The sequence below is a fragment of the Bradyrhizobium sp. AUGA SZCCT0283 genome, from assembly GCF_018130385.1.
GTDB lineage: Bacteria > Pseudomonadota > Alphaproteobacteria > Rhizobiales > Xanthobacteraceae > Bradyrhizobium.
Window position 1 is genome coordinate 17627 of sequence record NZ_JAFCLU010000017.1, and the last position, 18812, is coordinate 36438.

20 protein-coding genes are annotated in these 18812 nt (G+C 57.2%); 7 read left to right on the forward strand and 13 right to left on the reverse strand.

Annotation, left to right across the window (positions count from 1 at the left end; all coding sequences use genetic code 11):
* Positions 1 to 272 precede the first annotated feature (272 nt).
* Positions 273 to 953, reverse strand: coding sequence for a hypothetical protein (locus JQ624_RS22540; RefSeq protein WP_212421098.1), 681 nt, complete (start codon positions 951 to 953; stop codon positions 273 to 275).
* A gap of 86 nt (positions 954 to 1039) precedes the next feature.
* Here JQ624_RS22540 and JQ624_RS22545 point away from each other — a divergent pair, with 86 nt between their 5' ends.
* The 3 genes from JQ624_RS22545 to JQ624_RS38660 all read left to right on the forward strand — a co-directional run bounded on the left by JQ624_RS22545 (position 1040) and on the right by JQ624_RS38660 (position 2079).
* Complete coding sequence (locus JQ624_RS22545; RefSeq protein WP_212421228.1) at positions 1040 to 1234, forward strand: CopG family ribbon-helix-helix protein; 195 nt, start codon at positions 1040 to 1042, stop codon at positions 1232 to 1234.
* Between the two features lies 1 nt (position 1235).
* The gene (locus tag JQ624_RS22550; RefSeq protein WP_212421099.1) at positions 1236 to 1625 is read left to right on the forward strand and encodes a hypothetical protein; all 390 of its coding nucleotides are present in this window, start codon (positions 1236 to 1238) and stop codon (positions 1623 to 1625) included.
* A gap of 172 nt (positions 1626 to 1797) precedes the next feature.
* Positions 1798 to 2079: a hypothetical protein gene (locus tag JQ624_RS38660; RefSeq protein ID WP_409334362.1), complete on the forward strand. Its 282-nt coding sequence runs from the start codon at positions 1798 to 1800 to the stop codon at positions 2077 to 2079.
* A 229-nt stretch (positions 2080 to 2308) separates the two neighbouring features.
* On the opposite strand, the gene JQ624_RS22555 is transcribed toward JQ624_RS38660, so the two are convergent.
* The 12 genes from JQ624_RS22555 to traA form a co-directional block, all read right to left on the reverse strand.
* Positions 2309 to 2533 carry a hypothetical protein gene (locus tag JQ624_RS22555; protein WP_212421100.1) on the reverse strand — a complete coding sequence of 75 codons (225 nt, stop codon included), beginning with the start codon at positions 2531 to 2533 and terminating at the stop codon, positions 2309 to 2311.
* Between the two features lie 547 nt (positions 2534 to 3080).
* A complete protein-coding gene (locus JQ624_RS22560) occupies positions 3081 to 4592 on the reverse strand; it encodes a P-loop ATPase, Sll1717 family (RefSeq protein ID WP_212421101.1) in 1512 nt (503 codons plus the stop codon).
* A 212-nt stretch (positions 4593 to 4804) separates the two neighbouring features.
* Positions 4805 to 5053 (reverse strand): hypothetical protein, encoded by a 249-nt coding sequence (locus JQ624_RS22565; protein WP_212421102.1) that lies wholly within the window; start codon positions 5051 to 5053, stop codon positions 4805 to 4807.
* Positions 5050 to 5331, reverse strand: coding sequence for a hypothetical protein (locus JQ624_RS22570; protein ID WP_212421103.1), 282 nt, complete (start codon positions 5329 to 5331; stop codon positions 5050 to 5052). The genes JQ624_RS22565 and JQ624_RS22570 overlap by 4 nt, the downstream gene beginning before the upstream one ends.
* 10 nt (positions 5332 to 5341) lie before the next feature.
* The gene (locus tag JQ624_RS22575; RefSeq protein WP_212421104.1) at positions 5342 to 6433 is read right to left on the reverse strand and encodes a phage major capsid protein; all 1092 of its coding nucleotides are present in this window, start codon (positions 6431 to 6433) and stop codon (positions 5342 to 5344) included.
* A gap of 80 nt (positions 6434 to 6513) precedes the next feature.
* Positions 6514 to 6714, reverse strand: a complete 201-nt coding sequence (locus JQ624_RS22580; RefSeq protein WP_212421105.1) for a hypothetical protein — start codon at positions 6712 to 6714, stop codon at positions 6514 to 6516.
* A gap of 5 nt (positions 6715 to 6719) precedes the next feature.
* Positions 6720 to 7043 carry a hypothetical protein gene (locus tag JQ624_RS22585; RefSeq protein WP_212421106.1) on the reverse strand — a complete coding sequence of 108 codons (324 nt, stop codon included), beginning with the start codon at positions 7041 to 7043 and terminating at the stop codon, positions 6720 to 6722.
* Positions 7044 to 7230: 187 nt separating this feature from the next.
* Positions 7231 to 8172 carry a hypothetical protein gene (locus JQ624_RS22590; RefSeq protein ID WP_212421107.1) on the reverse strand — a complete coding sequence of 314 codons (942 nt, stop codon included), beginning with the start codon at positions 8170 to 8172 and terminating at the stop codon, positions 7231 to 7233.
* The gene (locus JQ624_RS22595) at positions 8172 to 8396 is read right to left on the reverse strand and encodes a hypothetical protein (RefSeq protein ID WP_212421108.1); all 225 of its coding nucleotides are present in this window, start codon (positions 8394 to 8396) and stop codon (positions 8172 to 8174) included. The genes JQ624_RS22590 and JQ624_RS22595 overlap by 1 nt, the downstream gene beginning before the upstream one ends.
* Positions 8393 to 8746, reverse strand: coding sequence for a hypothetical protein (locus JQ624_RS22600; RefSeq protein ID WP_212421109.1), 354 nt, complete (start codon positions 8744 to 8746; stop codon positions 8393 to 8395). The genes JQ624_RS22595 and JQ624_RS22600 overlap by 4 nt, the downstream gene beginning before the upstream one ends.
* 286 nt (positions 8747 to 9032) lie before the next feature.
* Positions 9033 to 9248 carry an AlpA family transcriptional regulator gene (locus JQ624_RS22605; protein WP_212421110.1) on the reverse strand — a complete coding sequence of 72 codons (216 nt, stop codon included), beginning with the start codon at positions 9246 to 9248 and terminating at the stop codon, positions 9033 to 9035.
* 127 nt (positions 9249 to 9375) lie between these two features.
* Complete coding sequence (gene traA, locus JQ624_RS22610) at positions 9376 to 12333, reverse strand: Ti-type conjugative transfer relaxase TraA (RefSeq protein ID WP_212421111.1); 2958 nt, start codon at positions 12331 to 12333, stop codon at positions 9376 to 9378.
* A gap of 170 nt (positions 12334 to 12503) precedes the next feature.
* Between traA and JQ624_RS22615 the strand changes: the two genes are divergently transcribed.
* The 4 genes from JQ624_RS22615 to JQ624_RS22630 all read left to right on the forward strand — a co-directional run bounded on the left by JQ624_RS22615 (position 12504) and on the right by JQ624_RS22630 (position 17898).
* The gene (locus tag JQ624_RS22615) at positions 12504 to 12830 is read left to right on the forward strand and encodes a conjugal transfer protein TraD (RefSeq protein WP_212421229.1); all 327 of its coding nucleotides are present in this window, start codon (positions 12504 to 12506) and stop codon (positions 12828 to 12830) included.
* Position 12831: 1 nt separating this feature from the next.
* Positions 12832 to 13095, forward strand: coding sequence for a conjugal transfer protein TraD (locus JQ624_RS22620; RefSeq protein WP_212421112.1), 264 nt, complete (start codon positions 12832 to 12834; stop codon positions 13093 to 13095).
* Between the two features lie 1393 nt (positions 13096 to 14488).
* Positions 14489 to 15880 carry a class I SAM-dependent methyltransferase gene (locus JQ624_RS22625; RefSeq protein ID WP_212421113.1) on the forward strand — a complete coding sequence of 464 codons (1392 nt, stop codon included), beginning with the start codon at positions 14489 to 14491 and terminating at the stop codon, positions 15878 to 15880.
* Positions 15877 to 17898 carry a hypothetical protein gene (locus tag JQ624_RS22630; RefSeq protein WP_212421114.1) on the forward strand — a complete coding sequence of 674 codons (2022 nt, stop codon included), beginning with the start codon at positions 15877 to 15879 and terminating at the stop codon, positions 17896 to 17898. Before JQ624_RS22625 ends, JQ624_RS22630 begins: the two co-directional genes overlap by 4 nt.
* The last annotated feature ends 914 nt before the right edge of the window (positions 17899 to 18812 follow it).

Genomic DNA, 18812 nt, shown 5'->3' on the forward strand with positions numbered 1-18812 from the left:
CGCCTCCCTTAAAGATGAAAAAAGCTCCTATTGGCCATTTGGAGAAGTATCGAACGGCAGGCCATTGAAAAGTGCGCTATCCAGCGCTTATTCACAGAAAACGCCCACAAGATTTTGTTTCACGCCGTTTCAGGTGAAACGATTTCAAGGACTTACATAGAGGCCATCCATAGGCCGACCTATTGACGAAACGGCATATTTTTTGGGTGGCTGGCGGGGATACGAGCCCGCCGGCGTGAACCGGCGGGCTGCATCACAAGCGTGGGTAAGTTCTAAGCTGTAGTTATGCCGTTCAGCGCCTTCTCGAGGCTGGCGAGCAGCGCCAGAACATATTCTAGGTCAAGCCGGCGCTCGCCTAACTCATCGACGGCATTGTTGAGGTAGCTAACCCACGCGGTGATACCAGCAAGGCTGGTTGGCACGACATTGATCAGCGCTTCCAACGCATGAATTTCGGCATCCAGCGGCCCCTTGAGAAGCGCGTCGTGATTACCGGTTACCTTCATTCGATCGGCATCACGTTCGCGAAGCTGCCCGATGTAAAACTTGTGCATCTCCGGAAATCGATCGGGCGGCGCGTAAAGGCCAATGTCTCCCAACGTCGTCGCCCAGACAACGGGACAAAATCCGGGTCTGTGGCGAAAATCAAAGACACTGCAGCCGACGGGACCGACAGTGTCGTCGGCGAGCTTATCGAGGCGGTACATTTCGGCGTTTGCTGCCATGAAGCTCTCGCTGGCGCGGCGGTGTGCTTCGATTAGGCCGAATACCGGGTCCAGCGAGCCCGCTGGTGCGGCGCCGGCCTCCGTGGCTGAAACAGCCGCCAGGGACAGGACCGCCCCACCAGCGGCCTGTGAAAGGAAGCGGCGCCGCGTCGGGGCATCCACAGGGTGGGTTTGGGATATGGGCGTGCTTGTGTGTGGCGTGCTATGCACGCTGTCAGCCTGGGTCATTTGGATTCCGTCCTTTTTGACTCGGGTTAGAGCCGGGGCGGAAGTTCGCGCTTCCCCTCGGCTTGCTTTTTGCGTAAACGTAAATGATGAAGAAGTCAATTCCCGTAAACGTAAAGAGGCGCGGCAGACCAGCGACCGGGCAAGATCCCGTGTCCGCTGTTCGCCTGCCTGCCAACCTAACTGACGAGATCGACGAATGGGCAAGTAAACACGGCGCGGAATCCCGCTCCGAGGCCATCCGCAGGCTTGTAGAGCTCGGGCTGAAGTCCAAAGGAAAATAAAGTGGAAACCGAAGCAGAGCGGGCCGAGCGGCTGAATGCCGAGCGCGCAGAAGAGCTAGAGCGCGTCCCTTTTCAGAGAATTAACAAAAGCCGATGGCCCAAAACTGTTAGGCCCATCTCGACGGGAGAATCCGATGGCATCGGCATCGACCGCGATGGACGGCTGTACTGGGACGGAAGGCCGGTCGAGATCATCGGGCGCCGCCTTGACCTTACAAATTTTCAGATTTTCCTCGCCGTCGTTGTGGCGCTGTTCACCGTGGTGGGCGGCATAGGTGCCGCGGCTCAAGGCTGGGCTGCGTACCATGATTGGGCCTGCAGGAACAAACAACGTGCCTTTCTTGCTTGCCCAGCCCCCGAAACTGGCGCGCCACCGCCAAAAGCTGACTAGCCAAATCCGACCTTCGGGCTACACGGGGCCTGATATGCAAGGTCTCGCGCGTCTTATCGCTTGCTCGCCCGTTCAGGTTGCGGAATACTAGTTGCATCAGGGGCGTCGTTTGATGGCGTGGAAGCCGAAATATCCCGATCCGCCAAGCAGCTTGTGGTTTCGCCTTAGGCGCATGAAATCGCGGATGGCCGGGGCCGTTACTCAAAACGCTGGAGTGGCGATGGCATCGGCGTTATTCGGTGCGGCGTTGCTTGTGATTGCTTGGGAGCTGGGACCGTGGGCAATCGGCTGCGGCATTAAGGGCAACGTTGCAGTCGGCACTGGCGAGCGCATTTACCATGTGCCCGGCCAGCGATATTACTGGGAGACCCGTATCAACCTGCTTCGAGGAGAGCGGTGGTTCTGTTCGGAAGCGAGCGCGCGAGCCGCAGGTTGGCGAAGGTCGCGCGTTTAACACCCACGGACATGCTGCACCTGATTTTGCTTGAAAAACAATTCTTCTTGTGGGGCGCTTTGGCGCGCCTGTAGGCGCCAGGCCTTGATGGGAACGTAGCCCACTGCTCGGCAGTAAGGTGGGTACCGTTGTCCGTCTTAAGCGCCATAGCCGCACGCGTCATGGTTCGCTTTGACGGCAACAGGACGACGAACACCCCACACCGCGATTACATCGAGCCGGTTGAGGCTTAGTGAGATTTCGAGATCGCCCGTTGCAGCGTGCGAACCAAATCCTCCGCAGCCTCTTCCATCGTGTCTTTTCTTCCCAGATGCTTAATCATTGCGACTAGCGTGTTGATCAAGACGACCCGGGCCATCGGCGGCGAAACCTGTCTTTCAGCCAAGAGCGCACTGATGTCTCGCGTAAGCGCGACGCATTCGACTTCGTGTGCCTTCGTCATCTCTCTGAGCACTTCACTCCTCCAGCCAATGAAAAGTTGGGATTCCAAGCACGCCCGATTCGTCAGCCAAGCTGGTGGCGGATCGGTGGCAAAAAACCGCCGCTATGACGATCTTCGAGACGGCTACCTGCCCTAGGGGTTAATGGATCGTTACTGGCTGAGCTTCTGACGCGCGCCGCCGATATTCTGACGGACGACCGAGCGTGTATTTCTATTGAGACGACCTGTCAGGTCGCAGGCTTAACCCGGAATTCACGGACAGCACGCGCGCCTTAGAAGTGGCGAAGGCCCTTGAGAGGGCGGAGCGAGACAAACAGTCCAAGTAGAATTACGGAGGCCCTGGCAATTTACGATAGGACATAGCGAGACCGAGCCGGGAACAAACCCGAAAATTTCCTCAGGACTCGGCTAGTCGCCGTCGGATCGCGGCCGCGCGATCAGGCCCCTTGCGCGCGCGTTCTAGTTGCGGAATCCATATTGGAGCAGGGGCATCGTTTTCATGGCGTGGAAGCCGAAAATATCCCGATCCGCCAAGCTCGAAGCGGCTTGTGGTTTCGCCTTAGCCATCGTCATCGTCCGTTTCGGCTCGACCCTGGATTAGATTTAGTGCGTTCCGATAAAGGAACGGTGTCCAGAATGTTGGATCCTCGCGTGCACCTCGCTCTTCAAAAAAGCCGAGATCAACAAGCCTCCGCGCTTTGATGAGAGCCTCGTCTTGGGAGATGCCCCACAAATCAGCAAGGCTTTGCGGAGTCTGCGCTGTCTTTTGCCCCTCCAGCTTGGAGATGAAAGGTTTTTCAGTGGGGTACTCCGCATAGAGATATTGATTGAGGCGCGCATTCGATACGGCCGGCAAGGCCAATTTGAACACCGACCTGTCGAAAAGCAAATCGTCCAAAGGGGCCTCACCGCCGTTTTCCAGCCTTCGAATCTCTTGCTCCAATATTACGTTCAGTAAGTGGATCAATTCGCGCGGCGCGGTCTTTTTCGTACCATCGGCACATCGAGTAACCAGCCATTTGAAGGTTGACGCCTTCTGTGGCCCCTGATCAACCTGCTTTGGGAAGAACCGGTAGAAGGTATCTTCTTGCGCCTTTGCACTTCCAAGTATCGCATTCACATCTAGCCCGAAATCCTCGACTAGCGCTTCGTTCATAAGCAGCCGCTTCATAATCAAATTGAGCAAGGTGGGCTCCGCCCACTCAAGCATCACATATCGGATTAGATGGCTGGCCTCCCGCATGCCACCATCCATGATGCGCTTCCAAATGTCTTCCCGCAGAAAAATCTTGAGTGCTAAACGGCCAGTATTTTTAAGGTCTGAGTACGCACGCATCAACGCGCGTAATGCGTTCGCTTCAAGGTCGTGGTTGTCCACAAATGCGACATCGAGTCGGTCTAACAACACCCAAACAGAGAGATTGTTGGACTCCAAAACATCGTCAAGGTCCGAAAATAGGCTATCGATTGACACGATGCCCACCTTTCGCAAATCTTGGCTTGGCTCGCGCAACACGATCTTGCCCGTTACTCCAGTGGGCAACAAAGTGTTCGGATCGATTTTGAGGCCGCCCTCCAATGATTCAGCAGCAATAATTCTACGGGCATAATCGTGCGCTGCCCGCAGGATGCTCCTTAAATTCAGTTTGGTCTCAAGCAGGCCCGCAGTTTCCAAAATGTCATAGATGCGATCCGCGCCATTTCCAGAAATCCCAAAATCCCTAATTTGCTGGGCGATAACCGTGAGAATGTACAATTTCCATAGTGCTACAAATTCCTGTTCGGTGGTCGGCGGTTCGGTCGATAGATCCTTGAAAACCGTTCCCCCTCTAGGATTTTCGGCCGGAATTAGAAGTATCCCATTGTCGAAAAACTGACCCGTCCTGCTTAAAAGCAAAGAATAGATCGCACTCTTCCCGGAACCTTTCTCACCCCTAACGATGTCGATCTGGCCCTTTTCCATCCGAGTCCATTGATGGGTTTCCACGAAATACCGTTCGAGTTCACCAATCTCATCTTCGGCCACTTGAATGCCGAAGGTTAGCTGCTTCAATAGGTCAACTTTTTTCACCTCAACGCTCCCCCGATATCGTCCGGGGTATTTCAGACCGATTAACCTCGAAGAGTCCATAGGATAATTCGCCAGGTGGTTGCGTGGTCTGCGCGCCCCCCTTTGCCATTCAGGCAAATGCTCAAGCGGAGATGGGGGCGGCGCTTTATGAAGCCAAAACCGCGAGGTTCATTCCAAACTTTAATTGTGCCGGTGTACATGATCGCGTGCTTTCAGTGATGTACCGTTGCTTTGTTGGAAAAAAATCTCTCGTAGGCCTCAGCGTCGAACGTCTCCGGGCCCCAGGGCCAATCGAAGCAAACCAAATCGCTCCCGCCGTGCCATGAAAAATAAACAAACGCAGTAGATGGACTGTCTTCGTCGTCGGCAAACAAATTCCATTCGACTACATAGCGCAGAGTCATTCCTATCGCCGCGAGACGCGCGACGATTTGAAGTTTTGCTTCGCTGGCTGTTGTCATTTCTGACCCGCTTTCACGGCCAGAGTCCAAGCTCCTCCCGGGGATCCTGGGCGCTCTCGAGTATCCCGGTTCGCGTGCCAGAGAGCGCCGTCCAACGTCGCCAGGCTGCCACGCTTGTAATCGAGCGCGGCTTGGTACACGCCGCAGTATCTCAGGCCACCGCCGCTCTTCTCGATCTCCGCAATGCGAGCGATCAGAGGCGCGGTCTTTTCCTCGACATAGGTTTTGATCAGAGGCGCGATCGCCTCCATCAGCCCTTCAATCAGTTTTCGATCCATCTGCGCGGCCCTAGAAGTTCACACCGGTAAGAATAGCGGCGCATCCGGCGCGCCGCTTTTCCCAGCGGATATACCGAGTTGCCATCACAGCCGTCTGGTGGTTTTGCCACATGGAAGTAAAAACAGTCGCTGCTGTGGCTGGAGAATCCGGCGTCGACGTCATTTCGATGATCGCATTGGTCGACGCGCTGAATTCAATCGGCCCTTCGGACAGCAAGACTTCGGACGTGTCGACCAATGTGATGGTGCCGTCGCCCGGCGAATTGCCATCGCTAGGCGCGTTTCCAGTCACGGCCACCGGGATGCCGCCGACGAATCCCCCGTTAACCGTGACATCGCGCGTCAGTTGGCAATCGAGCGATGCCAGGCCAACCGCAGTGCGCGGCGTCATGATCAAATAGGGGCTGAGGAAGTTCGTCTGAATCGCCGCGCACAAGTCTTTGAAATCTTCTGCGAACGCAGGGGCCGTCGTTCCGCTGGATGCGATTTCAGTTTCGCCGTTCGTGATCGATGCCGGCGAAACATCATCGATTTCGGCCGCCGATGGATCCAGAAAGGCGCGAGTCTGAAAGTCTGAGACCGCGTCCGCGGTGTCTTCGCGAAACAGTTCGGCCGCAACGGGATTCGAGCTCCTTAAGAGCTCGTCGTTCGCGACGATCAAAGCTGATATTTTCGCCGGCTTCATCGTGACGGCGTCGAATGCACCCTTGGAAAGAGGGACAGGACGGCCCGCACCAACCCAGGCGGCGCTGGCGCCGGCTACACCCCGGGGTGCTTTCGTGTTCATCGGCATGAACCTGAAGCCCGTCATTTTCCCAAAAATGGTCCTCGGCCGCAGATACTTGATGAAAGCCTCCGCATAGGTGTCCATTGGCGATAGTGGACTGCCCCATGTGGCGTCTGCTGTCGTCGCGGCGGGGACCGCGCTCTTCATCACAGCATCGAGCGCCACCGCATTGGGATACAAACTTCTATATAGGCCGGCGGCCTCGACACGATCGCCCTTGCTCAGCGCCAGACATCGAAGATGATTCGTAAAACACAGCGCTTTTCCAGCCAGTTCGAGACGTCCCGCGGCAGCAATGGGATTTTCGTAGCGCATTTTAAATTGGTCCTCTTGTGCGAAGCAGTTGATGACGAATCATCGCACAAACCGATAAGTCGGGTACTGACGCGTCAGCATCACGCGCACCACACCGCAAACGCCCTAGAAAGCGCTTCGTCGACTTTGTCGGGATCCTCCGCGTCGCAACGCGCCAGCAAACCGAAAGCCACCAGCGTCTCGGCCGCTGCGACCTCGTCGACCAAAACGCGCGCGACCCGCTGGCCGCGCCGCTTGCGGGCGATATGTTCGCGCTGGCGATCGGCGGAGGTTTTCGGCATATCCCTCAGGACCGCGCGGCGCCCTGGCAGATTTCCACCGTCTTGATTGCGTTTTCGATGGACGCCCTAAAGGACTCCGAGACTCCCGGCCTAAAGAACGCCGCCGCGATGATCTCCGGTGGGATGCCCCACAACACCATCGCAACGTGCCAGCGACGTTGCTGAGTGCTGTAGAAATTGTCTCGATCGCGCGCCTTCAGGGCCAAATCCAATCGTTCGAGGGCATCAGCGACCGGTATTTCGTTCGCGTCAGTCTTCGGCGGCCGGCCAGCCCCAGGACGACGGCCGCCGCGGATTGATTTCTTTGAATTTGCAGTGTGTTTAGTCATGGGTTGGGCCTCTCTTTTGAATGTTAAGCTTTGGTTTTGTTGACTGATTTGATTCTTTGATTTCTTTTGAAATCTCCCTGACGGGAAAAATTCTCTGGGTGACCCCCCATGCGGTGGGAGGCCCCCAAAAACGGACCAAGACTTGACCACCCCCCTCTCATCGATGAAGACCGCGTGATCCGCGTGATCATGCTGCGGCTCCTGCCGATGCGGCTAGGCCGTGCTTCTTCAGCAATTCCCGTGGCGCACGACATGCAGGCGAACCGGGTTCGAACCCGTAGGTATCGACGTGGCGCGTCCAAATGCCTGTCTTGGCGTAGAACGCTAGCACCTGATCCCAGTTTGCTTCGCTCGGTGCATCGTTGCGGGCGGGCATAGGTGCCGCAGTTGCCCCACGTCGCCGAACATCGTCATCGATCCAGAGGCGGGCCTTGGCTTGCCAATCGCGGCTCAGGCCGTGATTCCCCGCCACCTGTCGATTGTGATTCCGAAAGCGGTCCATGGAGGCAGCGATTGCTTCAGCGCTACCCAGGCGATCGAGAGCCCAGTTGTAGGTTTCGTCATCGAGATCGAAATCATCTGGGATCCGCGTCGCGCGCGCGCTCTCACTCTCCTTCAGGAGAGTATTATTATTTATTTCTTCTTCTCTTTGCGTCGATTTTGCATCAAGGGGTGCGTCGCTTGGTGCGTCAGATTGTGCGTCAGATTGAGCGTCATCCTGCCCGGCGGCGCTTTTCGCCTCACCCTGAAAACTATCGTAGTTTCTTATCGTTATGATTGTTCCGTGCGGTGTCGGTTGCGCGTCAATGAGCGCGTCAGATTGCGCGTCGTTGGGTGCGTCGGTTTGCGCGTCGATTGCGCGTCGGCCGGAAATACGATCCATGAAGCGGCGGACCCGTGGTTCTGGCCACTGCCATCCCTCTGCCAGGAACCTGCTCGACACCAGCAATTGGCCGCGCGACAGGTCGACTGCGCCACGCCTTAAACGCAGCCGGCGGGGCTTCCATGCGGCATTGGCGACAAGGCTGAGGAAGGCCTCCCGCTCGGTGTAAGGCTCCTGGGCGAAGCTAGGATCGCCGAAGATCGACCTTGGCATCGCGATATAGCCGCGGGGGGTCTGGTCCGGCATCACCGAACCTCCGCGCCGAGAAAATCAGCGAGTGTCAGTGCGCCGGCATCCGCCTGGGCGACGTCTGGGAAGCGGTGTTTCGAAAGCCACCGCTGCGCGCCCCCTCGGTTTTCGTATGTCACAGCATAGCGGGCGGAACCGTCCGCCGGCTCGCGGAGGATGGTGATCGAGACGGTGCCGCCGATCGCGCGCGTGACGATTTGGTGAGCGAACAGGTCTGTCATCGCACGACTCCGAACGCTAGCTGCGCAACCGTTACGGCCACCGCGTAGGAGAGGGCGTGCAATTTCGCCAAACGATCAGCTTGCTGATACAGGAGCAAATCGTTATTGTCGGAGGTGTGATGTTCTTCGATGCGATTGGGGCTGCCTTTTGCCGAGGCGGCCCTTCGCATTTCTGGCTTGTCTGGTGCATGCTTTTGGTTTGCAACAGCTGGCGCAACCCTTTGATGTGCCGTGTAGGGTTTCGGGCCCGGTTTGCAAAAATGTTGAGGACTATCAACGCGCCACTTGAGACTACGAATCTGGGGGTCAGGAGTTCGAATCTCTTCGGGCGCGCCATCTATCTTCTTCACACGTCTTCGATTTTCAGAACGGCCTAAAATGCGCCCAGACTAAAATTTGCGTTTAGTCTGGGGTTTAGTCTGGGGAATTTTCTTGCCGCCGAGCTCCGCCCGTTGCCTTTCTGTTCCGGATTGGAAGTGCGACCGCTACCAATCTGCCTTTGTCTGCTTGGAGAGCTCAAACCGGGGCGGCGTGAGGCAGTCAAGGCCGGCGCGTCAGCGCCGCCGCGCAGCGGAGGGGCTGACGCCGGTCTGGTCCCATGGCTCGCCACCAGCAAAGGGAGCGCTGCCGCCGCTCTTATTGGACTTCATCTAACGCGCGTTTCGGGCGCCATGCGACGGGATCGGCGATCCATCGGTCGATCTCGGACTCATGCCAGCCGCTCCCGTTGACGCTGATCTTGATCTGCGGCGGGAATGTTCCCTCGGCGATCTTGCGGTAGATGGTGGACCGGGACAGCCCGGTCCGGGAAAGCACGGTTCTCAAGCGGATGATACGGTCTGGTTCGCGCATAACCGCGCTGCCTCCTGCTGGCTGTCTCTGACAGCTTCGGAGACCAGACAGGACAAGCAGTTGCAGTAGGCAAGAGAGTTGTTGGACTCGTCATAGCGTGGCGTAGAGACGGCGGCAGATGGATGGATCAAATTCCGATGCCCCGGCCTCTGCCGATGTCGATGCCGTGAGTGAAGGCCAATTCCTGGCCGAGCCGGCGGCTTGATTCAAACGCGATGCCGAGTTCCTGCTTGCGGTTGGCGAGGATGGATTCCAGTTGCGGATCGCGTTCGAGGCTTTTCGCCATGTCACCCATTGCCGAGCGCGTCGCCTTGTAGCCGGCGATGTCGCCGCCCTGATACTGGCGCTGGCTGGTGTGGTCGAGCTTCTGCCAGCGCTGCACGAAACGGTCGGCGCGGCGGCTCGGATCGGTGCGCAGTTCGGTTTCGAGCTGAAGCGCGCGGACGGCGCGGGCGGAATTGCCCGAAGCGGCATCTTGGGCAAGTTCCGGGTTCTTCTTGTAGGCAGTTTCGGCATCGTACGAGCCATAGGGCCGCACCTCCTCGAAGACCTTGCGGGCCTCCTGCAATTCCTTCACGTGTTCAGGGCTCGCCTTGTCGCCCTGCATGTCGAAGATCGCAGCCACGGCCCGGGCATGACGGCTGAGAGCCTCCGTGCGGGCCTTGCGCAACGCCGCTTCCGGATCTTCCGTCACCTTCCTTTCCGGCGTTTCCGGTTGCGGCCTCCGCGCGCTGCCTGTGCCAGGCATAGCTTCGGCAGACGGGCGCAGCCCATCGAACATGTTGCGCACCCTCTCGGGCACGACCTTGCGCACAATCTCGGCCACGCGCTCGCGGAAGGTGATTCCACGCCGCTCAGCATAGTTTTGGGCAGGATCGGCGCGTTCGTAATCCGAAGCCATGTCTTTGGCCCGGTCGCGCGACAGGGTGCGGACAAGCCGGTCCCGACTGGCAAAATCGTCACGGCCATAATGCAGGTCCACGCCGTCGCGGTGCCGCGACAAGGCGACATAGCTGCCATGGACGTCCATGCCTGGCGTCGCCAGCACATGGGCGCGGTCCACCGTCATGCCCTGAGCCTTGTGGATGGTCGCGGCATAGCCATGGTCGATCCGGTTATAATCCCTGAGGTCGAAGTGAACGGATCGGCCGTCGTCGATCTCCACGGTCATGGATTGCGCGCTGACCTGTTCGATGGTTCCCAGCGTGCCGTTCTTCACGCCAAGGCTGCGTTCGTTTTGCAGGAACATGATGCGGTCTCCGCTGGCGAAGTGGCGATCTCCGCGCTCGACCGTCAGGTGTACCTCATCGCCCAGATCACCTGCTGCCCGCATCCGCTCGCGCGCGGCCTCGTTAAGTGCGCGCACCTCGTCGTTGGTGTGTGTGAGGATGATCCGGCTGTGCCCCGGAGCTGACTGCCGGTCGCGGTCCCAGCGCTCGATCAGATCGCCCCGTGCCTGCTCGCGTGTTTGCGCCTCATGCGTCATGCCGTGGGAGAGATAGGCTTCCAGCGCATGGCCGGTTCTGCCCGTCGCCAGATCGCGCGTGGCGTCGCGCTGCCAGTCTTCACGCTGGCGGCGCACCTCGCCGATTTCCGCACCACCATGGCGCTCATGGATCGAGCGGAAGGCCGCGCCGGCCTCTATTGCTTGCAACTGCTTGATGTCGCCGACCAGAACGACCTTGGCGCCGGCCTCTGCTGCATGGGACAGTACGCGTTCCAACTGCCGTGTACCGACCATGCCGGCCTCGTCGATCACCAGCACATCGCGGGTCGTGAGCAGGTCGCGGCCCTGGTGCCAGCCATGCTCCATGCTGGCGATGGTGCGTGACGCAATGCCCGATCCGCTTTCGAGGTTTTCCGCCGCGATGCCGGACAGCGTTACGCCCCGGACCTCGTAGCCCGCTGTTTCCCATGCCGCTCTTGCCACGCCCAGCATCGCGCTCTTTCCCGTCCCGGCATGGCCGACGACAAGCGAGAGATCGCGCCCCTCTGTGACATGCGCCAGCGCGTCGGCTTGCTCGACCGAAAGGACAAGGCCGCGCGCTTCGGAACGCGACAAAGCGACTTCGCGGTCGGCGTCACGCACCTGATGGCGCTCACGCTCGGCCATCAGTTCGGCGGCGCGGTGCAGTCGCTGTTCCGCCTCGATCATCTCGCGGGTGGTGAAGCGATCCTCGCCGCGCGCGTCCTTGCCGAGTTCGACCAGATTGGGCGCTGCCCGCATCGCGCCCATGACCTCATTGAACTGGTCGATCCTGTCGCTGTGCCGATGCGCAAACTTCGCCATGTCGCGCTGCGTGAAGGTCGATTGCTGATGCGTGATCGCGTCCAGTCCAAGGGACGGATCGGCAATGATCCGCGCACCATTGCCACGCGCGATTTCCCGGTGCATCTCGGCGCGATCGGCCTCGTTGCTTTCACCCTCGATGCCCCGTTCCTCAATACGCTTCGCGGGCGCACCGACCTGGCTTTGCGGCTCCAGTGCGATGCCCTGCGCCTCGAGGCTCCGATGGTCGATGCGTGCGTCGATGTCGAGTTCGGCCAGCCGCTTATTGGCAATCTCGGCCCAGCGCTCACGCCAGCGCCCGACCATCTCCGTGCGGTTCCAGGCCCGCACCTTCGGGCCAAAACCGTTCTCGTCCACCGCGCGCATGGTGAGCATGACATGGGCATGGGGTTTGGGCATGCCGTCCTCAGCCATGTCCCAATGCACATTGAGATCGGCGATCATGCCCCGATCCACGAACTCAGCCTGCGCAAAGTCGCGGGCCAGTTCGATCCCCTGAGCCTGGGTCATCTCGCGCGGGATGGCGAATTCGAGCTCGCGGGCAAGCTGCGCGTCCTTGCGGACTTCGAACGCTTCGACATCGTTCCAGAGCCGCTCGCGGTCGCTCCAAGCCTCCGGCGCGTTCTCCGGCAGCATCACCTCGGAATGGACGACGCCGCGCTTGGCGGAAAAGTCTTGGGCACGGTCAAGGCGCTCGTCGCGCAGACGCGAGCCTGAGCGGTAGGCGGCCGATGCCACCGCGCTTGAGCCGGACTTGCGGCCAATGACCTTGACGTGAAGATGATAGATCGCCATCGCGACCGGATCATCTACACGGCAAAGCGAACGTCGGAACGACGTATAAGCGCGCCCTCCCTCGAAAAATTCTCGGGCGGGATTACCCCGTCTCAAGCCATCCCGGTAACCTTACAGCATTGTACCCAGGGCTCAACTATCATCACTCCATCAACATTACGGAGGACATGATGCGCAAGCCACGGGATTTCGACGGGGAACTGAAAGCGCTTCAGGACAAGGCGCGAGAACTGAAAACCCGCAAGGTGCAGCAGCTCGGCGAATTGGTCATCGCTACCGGGGCAGATAGCCTTAGCGTCGATGAACTGGCAAGCGCGCTGATCGTGCTGACTGAGACCAAAGATGCTGGAAAGAGCGAGGCATGGGCCAAGCGCGGGGCCGCGTTCTTTCAGAGCCGGGCGCGGCGAACTGCACCGGCAGCTGAGCGCCACACTGGCGGCGCTCGGGCGCAACCGGGCGGCGCGCAACCGTCAACAGGCAGCAAGGGCGCGGCATGATATGCGTACCTGGCAGGTCGAGCGCCGCAAGCGCACGCGGCATCTGATCGAATTGGGCGGCCTCGTCGTCAAGGCTCGTGTGGTGGACCTGACCGGCGATGATCGCGCGATCATCCTTGGCGCACTGCTTTGGATGGCCGACAAACTCCGAAGCGATCAGGGCGAACAGGCGCGCAAGCTATGGGCCGCAAAGGGGAAGCAAGCGTTCGAGGCGGATCCGGAAACACACGAGACAGATCGAACTGTTTCAGCAGGTCGTCGTTGATGCACGGCAATGGCATATCAGCCGAGCGGCTACGTGCGCGGAGCGTCGTTCGAGCATGCGATGGGCGCGACATCACCGAAATTTGCGTCAGGAGCGGCCCATCTATCTGGCTGTGAGCAATACAGTGCTGAAGGAGCGACGAACACCAAGAGAGCTTCTGGGGTGGCATCCCCGCGCGCGCGGCCGCGAAAAGAGTCCTCCGCGCTTCGAACGTGCGCCGCGATAGCAGCGCGGCGACCCGCGCTTCAGAATACTGCCTGACTAGGTACTGTCCGACGACAATTGTAGCCTGTGATACTGTTCGGATGGGAGAGTTCTCATTCGCGCTTGAGAATGCAATCACCGCAGAAACAAACCGAGTTAAAACGATATGCCAAAACGTCTCGATTCGTCACGGCCTGACTCAGAATGTAACGTTCACACCGGTGCATCTGACAATGCTCTCGGAGCAGGCGTCAGGAAAGGAAAGCTGGGCCGACTTGTTTGTCTCAAGCTTAGAGCAGTTGCCAGCCCCTCGCTTCATCGATCAATGGGTGGCCAATGACATGGAACCGACCGGCCTCGATGGAGCAAGGGGCGGGGCGCGGAGCGGAGCCAGTGGGTAGCGCAGGCCGCCGCCTTCAGCCCCGCGAAGGGTATTCAGTGGCACCACATTGCCGAGTGCGCTGTGCGATCTGATGATCCTAATCGTCCTTAAGGGTCAGCTCCGGCTCGGCAAAGTGAGCTGAATAGCGTCTCGTTGAGGAGCCGTCGCGCAGCCTTCCCTTGAAGCTCTCGATAAACGCTGATTGCCTGGCGCGATCTGGTGGCACTCGATCCGCCGCGCCGGCGCACCTGCAGCCGATTACTTGACCCATAGAACTCCAGCTTGTATTGGGTTAACATAGCGGTGGCGGGGTAAGAATCGATTGGGGCGGCGGCTGCAAACAAACTATTCTCTGGCGAACGATGCTGATCTCTCTTGCGCTGTTTCGCGAGGGACAACAGATGCTTGCCCGCCCGCAGCGACGATTTTCATCAGACGGCCACGAACACCATAACAAAGCTAGGCTACGAATCACTTTTGCCAGTCAATGGACCGTAACCGGTATCGGGCAGCACAGATCGTTCCCTGCTTACCTACAAGTTGTAAATTATGGAAACTAGATCCTTTTCTGCAGCATTGGGCCTGATTTTTCTCTGCGCTTCGTGCTCACAAGCGTTTGCCTATCTCGATGCTGGTACCGGCAGTCTTGTTTTTCAAGTCCTGATCGGCACCGTAGGGGCCATCTTAACCGCTCTATGGTCCATAAAGCAGCGACTGAAAGAAATCTATCTAAGACTGTTCGCAGACAAGAGCGTGGTATCTCATTTCGTCCCACCTAAGTCAGACGAGCATATGAACCGCTGAAGGATGGCGCGAGCTCCAGGTTCATATCGGGACCCAGCCGGCTGGGTATTCTGCCACGACAAGCGCATCTATCGGGCGGTCCGTCGGTCAGCGGCGGAACAGCTGTCACTGCTACGTCAAAATCCTTGTATCGCTTCTCTTGTCAAAGAAGGATCGCTGATTCCTTTTGAAGAACTGCCGCGATCATGTTGGCCGGCAATAACTCCAAAAAGCGAACTGGAACTGGCTCATGTACTTGAGCATCCGAAGCTCGACATCGTCTCATATCCCTACGAGTGGCCTTTTCAGGCCTTAAAACGAGCAGCCCTTGCCCATATAGAGCTTCACCTTGAGTTGCTCTCAAGTGGCTTAACTCTAAAGGATGCGTCAGCGTTCAACATTCAATTCCGAGGTGCGAAACCGATATTTATCGATCTGCTCTCAATTCGAGAGTACGAAGACGGTGAGTACTGGCTGGGGCACAACCAGTTCCTCAGGCAATTCGTAGCCCCTCTGCTCTTGGAAACATTTGGACGAGTTCCATTTCAGCCGCTCTACCGTGCCTTGCTGCATGGCGTGCCGCTCGACCACGTGACTCCAATGATCCCGTGGCATGCGTGGCTTAAGCAGCCCTCGCTGGTCATGAATGTACTTTTTCCAGCGAAGTTTGAAGCAACCGATAAATTCGCCGACGCGCCGCTGTTGTCTCGCAAGCCTCTTCCCAAATCAACTCTGAAATTCTTGCTCATTTCGCTGCGAAAACTGGTGGCAAATCTAGAACCGCGCCGTAAAGAAACATCATGGTCCAGATATACGACGACGAGTTCTTATTCCTCAGTGGCGGCTGCTACGAAAGCAGAAGAGGTTGCTCGATTCGCCAACGTTGTCCGACCACGTGCTCTTCTTGACGTTGGCTGCAACGACGGAGCGTATGCTCTCGTTGCGCTCAGGAACGGAGCTGTGTCGGCAGTTGGCATCGATACGGATTCGGCTGCTCTCGATCGTGGTTACTCGTCGGCAGAAAGGGACCATCTCTCTTTTCAGCCATTGTACGTGGATATTGCAAACCCCACGCCGGCCCAGGGATGGATGGGCGAAGAGCGCCCCCGGATATTTGACCGAATTCAAGCCGACGGTCTAATCGCGTTAGCCATCCTCCATCACTTAGTCATTGGCCAAAACGTCCCCCTTGATGAAGCCGTGGATGCCTTAATTCAACTCGCGCCGAAGGGCCTTATCGAGTTCATTCCAAAGACAGATCCACTAATTCAAAAGATGTTGTTCCACCGTGACGATGTCTTTCCGGAGTACAATTTTCAAAAATTTCGCCGGGCAATTGAGCTGCGCGCAAAAATCGTAAGGGAGGTACCGCTCCCGGACAGCCAGCGAGTTCTGATCTGTTACGAAAAGACATGAAATCCACCATTGGCTCGACCGCCCAATTTCTATTGAGGGGCTTTCCCCGTCTTGGGCTCAATGGAGGAACCGCTCTCTTTGTGGCGGTTGTGTTGATGTTCAGTTTCACGTTGTCGCTTGCTGCGCGGCTCACAATCCCCATTCCGGATCGAGTGGAAGTCAGCGTGATTGCGACGGGAAAGAGAAATCCGAGTTCCTTGGGAACTGAGGTTTGGACAATCCTGGGCGACAATGTCCAGATGGTTGGTCCAATGACGGGTTGGGAAGCACGAGGAAATGGAATCTTTGTCTCGTACCAAGATCAGCCCACGGCCCTAAGGATTAGCATTCCAGTCGATTCAACGAAGCCCCTTACGTTTCATCGCCATCCATTCTCGGGGGTCGCTGCGGTTGGCATTGAGGGGCGGTCGTTCGAATACGATCTGTTCGGGGAGAATCCCCTAACGATTTCAATCCCAGCGCTGATTATTCAGGCCTCTGGTCACAACAGCTCTCTTCGTCCAACGATTGTATTCTTGTTGGCGCTCGCTACTATTTCACTATTGGTTCTAATCTTCGCTGGTCCTCGTGCCGCTCTCAGGAATCTGCGCATCGAAACCGATGGTGATCCAAAGGCTGCGCTGTTTGTATTCCTTAGCTCTATGCTGGGGGCTCATGTCATTCTTACCAATTCACAGGAAATGGGTTGGCCCGGGGTCGCCGCCACCTCGGCTTGGTATCTAATCATAGTGGGCTCTCAACTTATCGTTATCCAAATGTTGCGGCGCTTTGCTTTGAACAGGCCAAGCCTTGTATCGAACAAAATAAAGAGGCACGTTAATATAAGAGTCGTACTGGTCGACGGCGTTACACTGTTGATCTTTCTCTGCAATGTCTACGTCACGCTCCTCCAGTTGGACACCGTCTCATCGTCACCGGCGATAATACTCTCGGTATTTGCGATCATCTTTGTAGCCGCGCTCGCAAGTTTAGGTTCGTCAATCGGACAAAAGGCAATGCTCGCGTTTTGCCTGTTGGGTGCTTCTTCGATGTTCTTGCAAGCATTTCGAAGTGTCCCGGCTGTGGATTTCGCATATCGGACCTCCAAACTGAGCAGTTCCCATTTGACACAACGGGCGCCTCGAAGACCCAACATTTACTATCTATCACTGGATGCGCTCGGCTCAGAGCGATCCCTTCAGGAGCTCCTGCAGATAGATGGTGCCCAGTTGTTCAAATCACTCGCCAGGCACGGGTTTTATGTAGGCGCTTCGCGCGCGCCGGGCAGCGCTACTTTGGAGACCTTCTATAAGCTGTTCACACTTCGCGCCGACGGTAACAACTTTACTTTCGATTTTTTCAAGGGATTAGACGAGAGCGTAATACTGGACCGTCTCCGTACTGCTGGCTACAAGATTCAATCGATCCAAGGTAGCTCTTACTTTGGTCTCCTTGGAGCTTTTTGGGATTTCGCTATTCCCGCACGGCGACCAGTGCTCGATTACTGTTGGTCAGTGCCAAGCCCTTTATTCTTTTTCTATGGCCTGTGCTCGGTGCCACTTCCTGAGAGCATGAAATACAGCGATCCATTATTCCAGCTTAACGCTATTACGGAACGCGTATCGTACGTCGCCGCCTCTGAAGAGCCCTGGTTTACTTTCGCACATGTGCTCTCGCCGTCACATACCGCCGCCGATTTCATCTATTCGGATCAAAGCCGCAAAGGCAGATACAGACAACACTATATGCGAGCGTTAATGGAGCTTCAGCAGCCGATTGACGGACTCCTTTCACAGATCCAAACAGTTGACCCAACAGCAATAGTAATTCTCCATGGCGATCACGGGCCTATCGTAACCCGTGGTTGGAGCGAAGGTGATGACGTAGCTCATCTCTACTCTAGCAGATTGGTCGAAGCTGATCGCCACGAAGTAACGCTTGCTGTGTTCCCTCGCCAGTTCTGCCGTGAGAAGCTTAGCCGCGTAGCCGGCACGATCGGGGTCTTACCGGCCATATTTGACTGCTTGCAGTTCCCTTAGCGCAATAAATTCGGAATTGATGAGGGTCACAATCGCGGAACAAGCTCGAGAAGGCCTGCGGTGTTCTATATCTTGCCCTTGAAGTGGGCGGCCACCGGAAGCCGTCCAACGACCTCGTCGAGCGCAGCGGCAGCGGCACGATTAGCGGCAGTGTCGAGAATTTCCGCCTGACCGGTTATGCAGCCACCGGGGACGGGGGCGCCGCGCTCGACAAGCGCATACGAATCTCTTCGAAGCGATAAAGCGTGCCGACAGCTTCTGCCGGCTCCTATTAGGGGTGTAAGTAAGATCGAATGCCACTCCGTACGGCGTTGTCTTCTGCACTTCTTGAAAAGAGGCTTGATCCCAAATAGGGTAGTAGCCCGTCTTTTCCTGAGCCGCCGTCAATTATGCACTCAGTACGCGCGACAACTTTTAGTTGTCGAAGGTTATGTCAACGACAGAAGTCTTATTACTCCTCCAGACAAACGCGTTCTCATCTCAGATGCCCGCCTTGAACCAATATGTCAGCAGTTAGGACCGAGAGAACCGTCATCACCCAAACGGGTGACTCCATGGGTTTTCGCGCCGCAACCAGTCCGGCAGATCCACCAAAGCTCGTCTCCGGCTCATCACCCGGCGGCGAAACAGAATGCACCTGAAGCAGGTATAAGTAGTAAAGCTCGCCAACGCGGCTTGGATTTTGCGACTTTTGCCGGTGATGGTGGCGACAGTGCAGCTGCGAACATGATTGACACTCAGAATTATAATCTGCATCCTGCAAATGGGCTCGGGTTTATATGGTTCAATCTCGGGCATAAGTTATTCGACTACGGTCTTTCAAATAAACCTATTCAACGCCTCAACTTTATCGGTGCATTCAATTCATACTGGCCTGCGACGACCCTCTCACACGATTTTGGGCTCGGATAGTC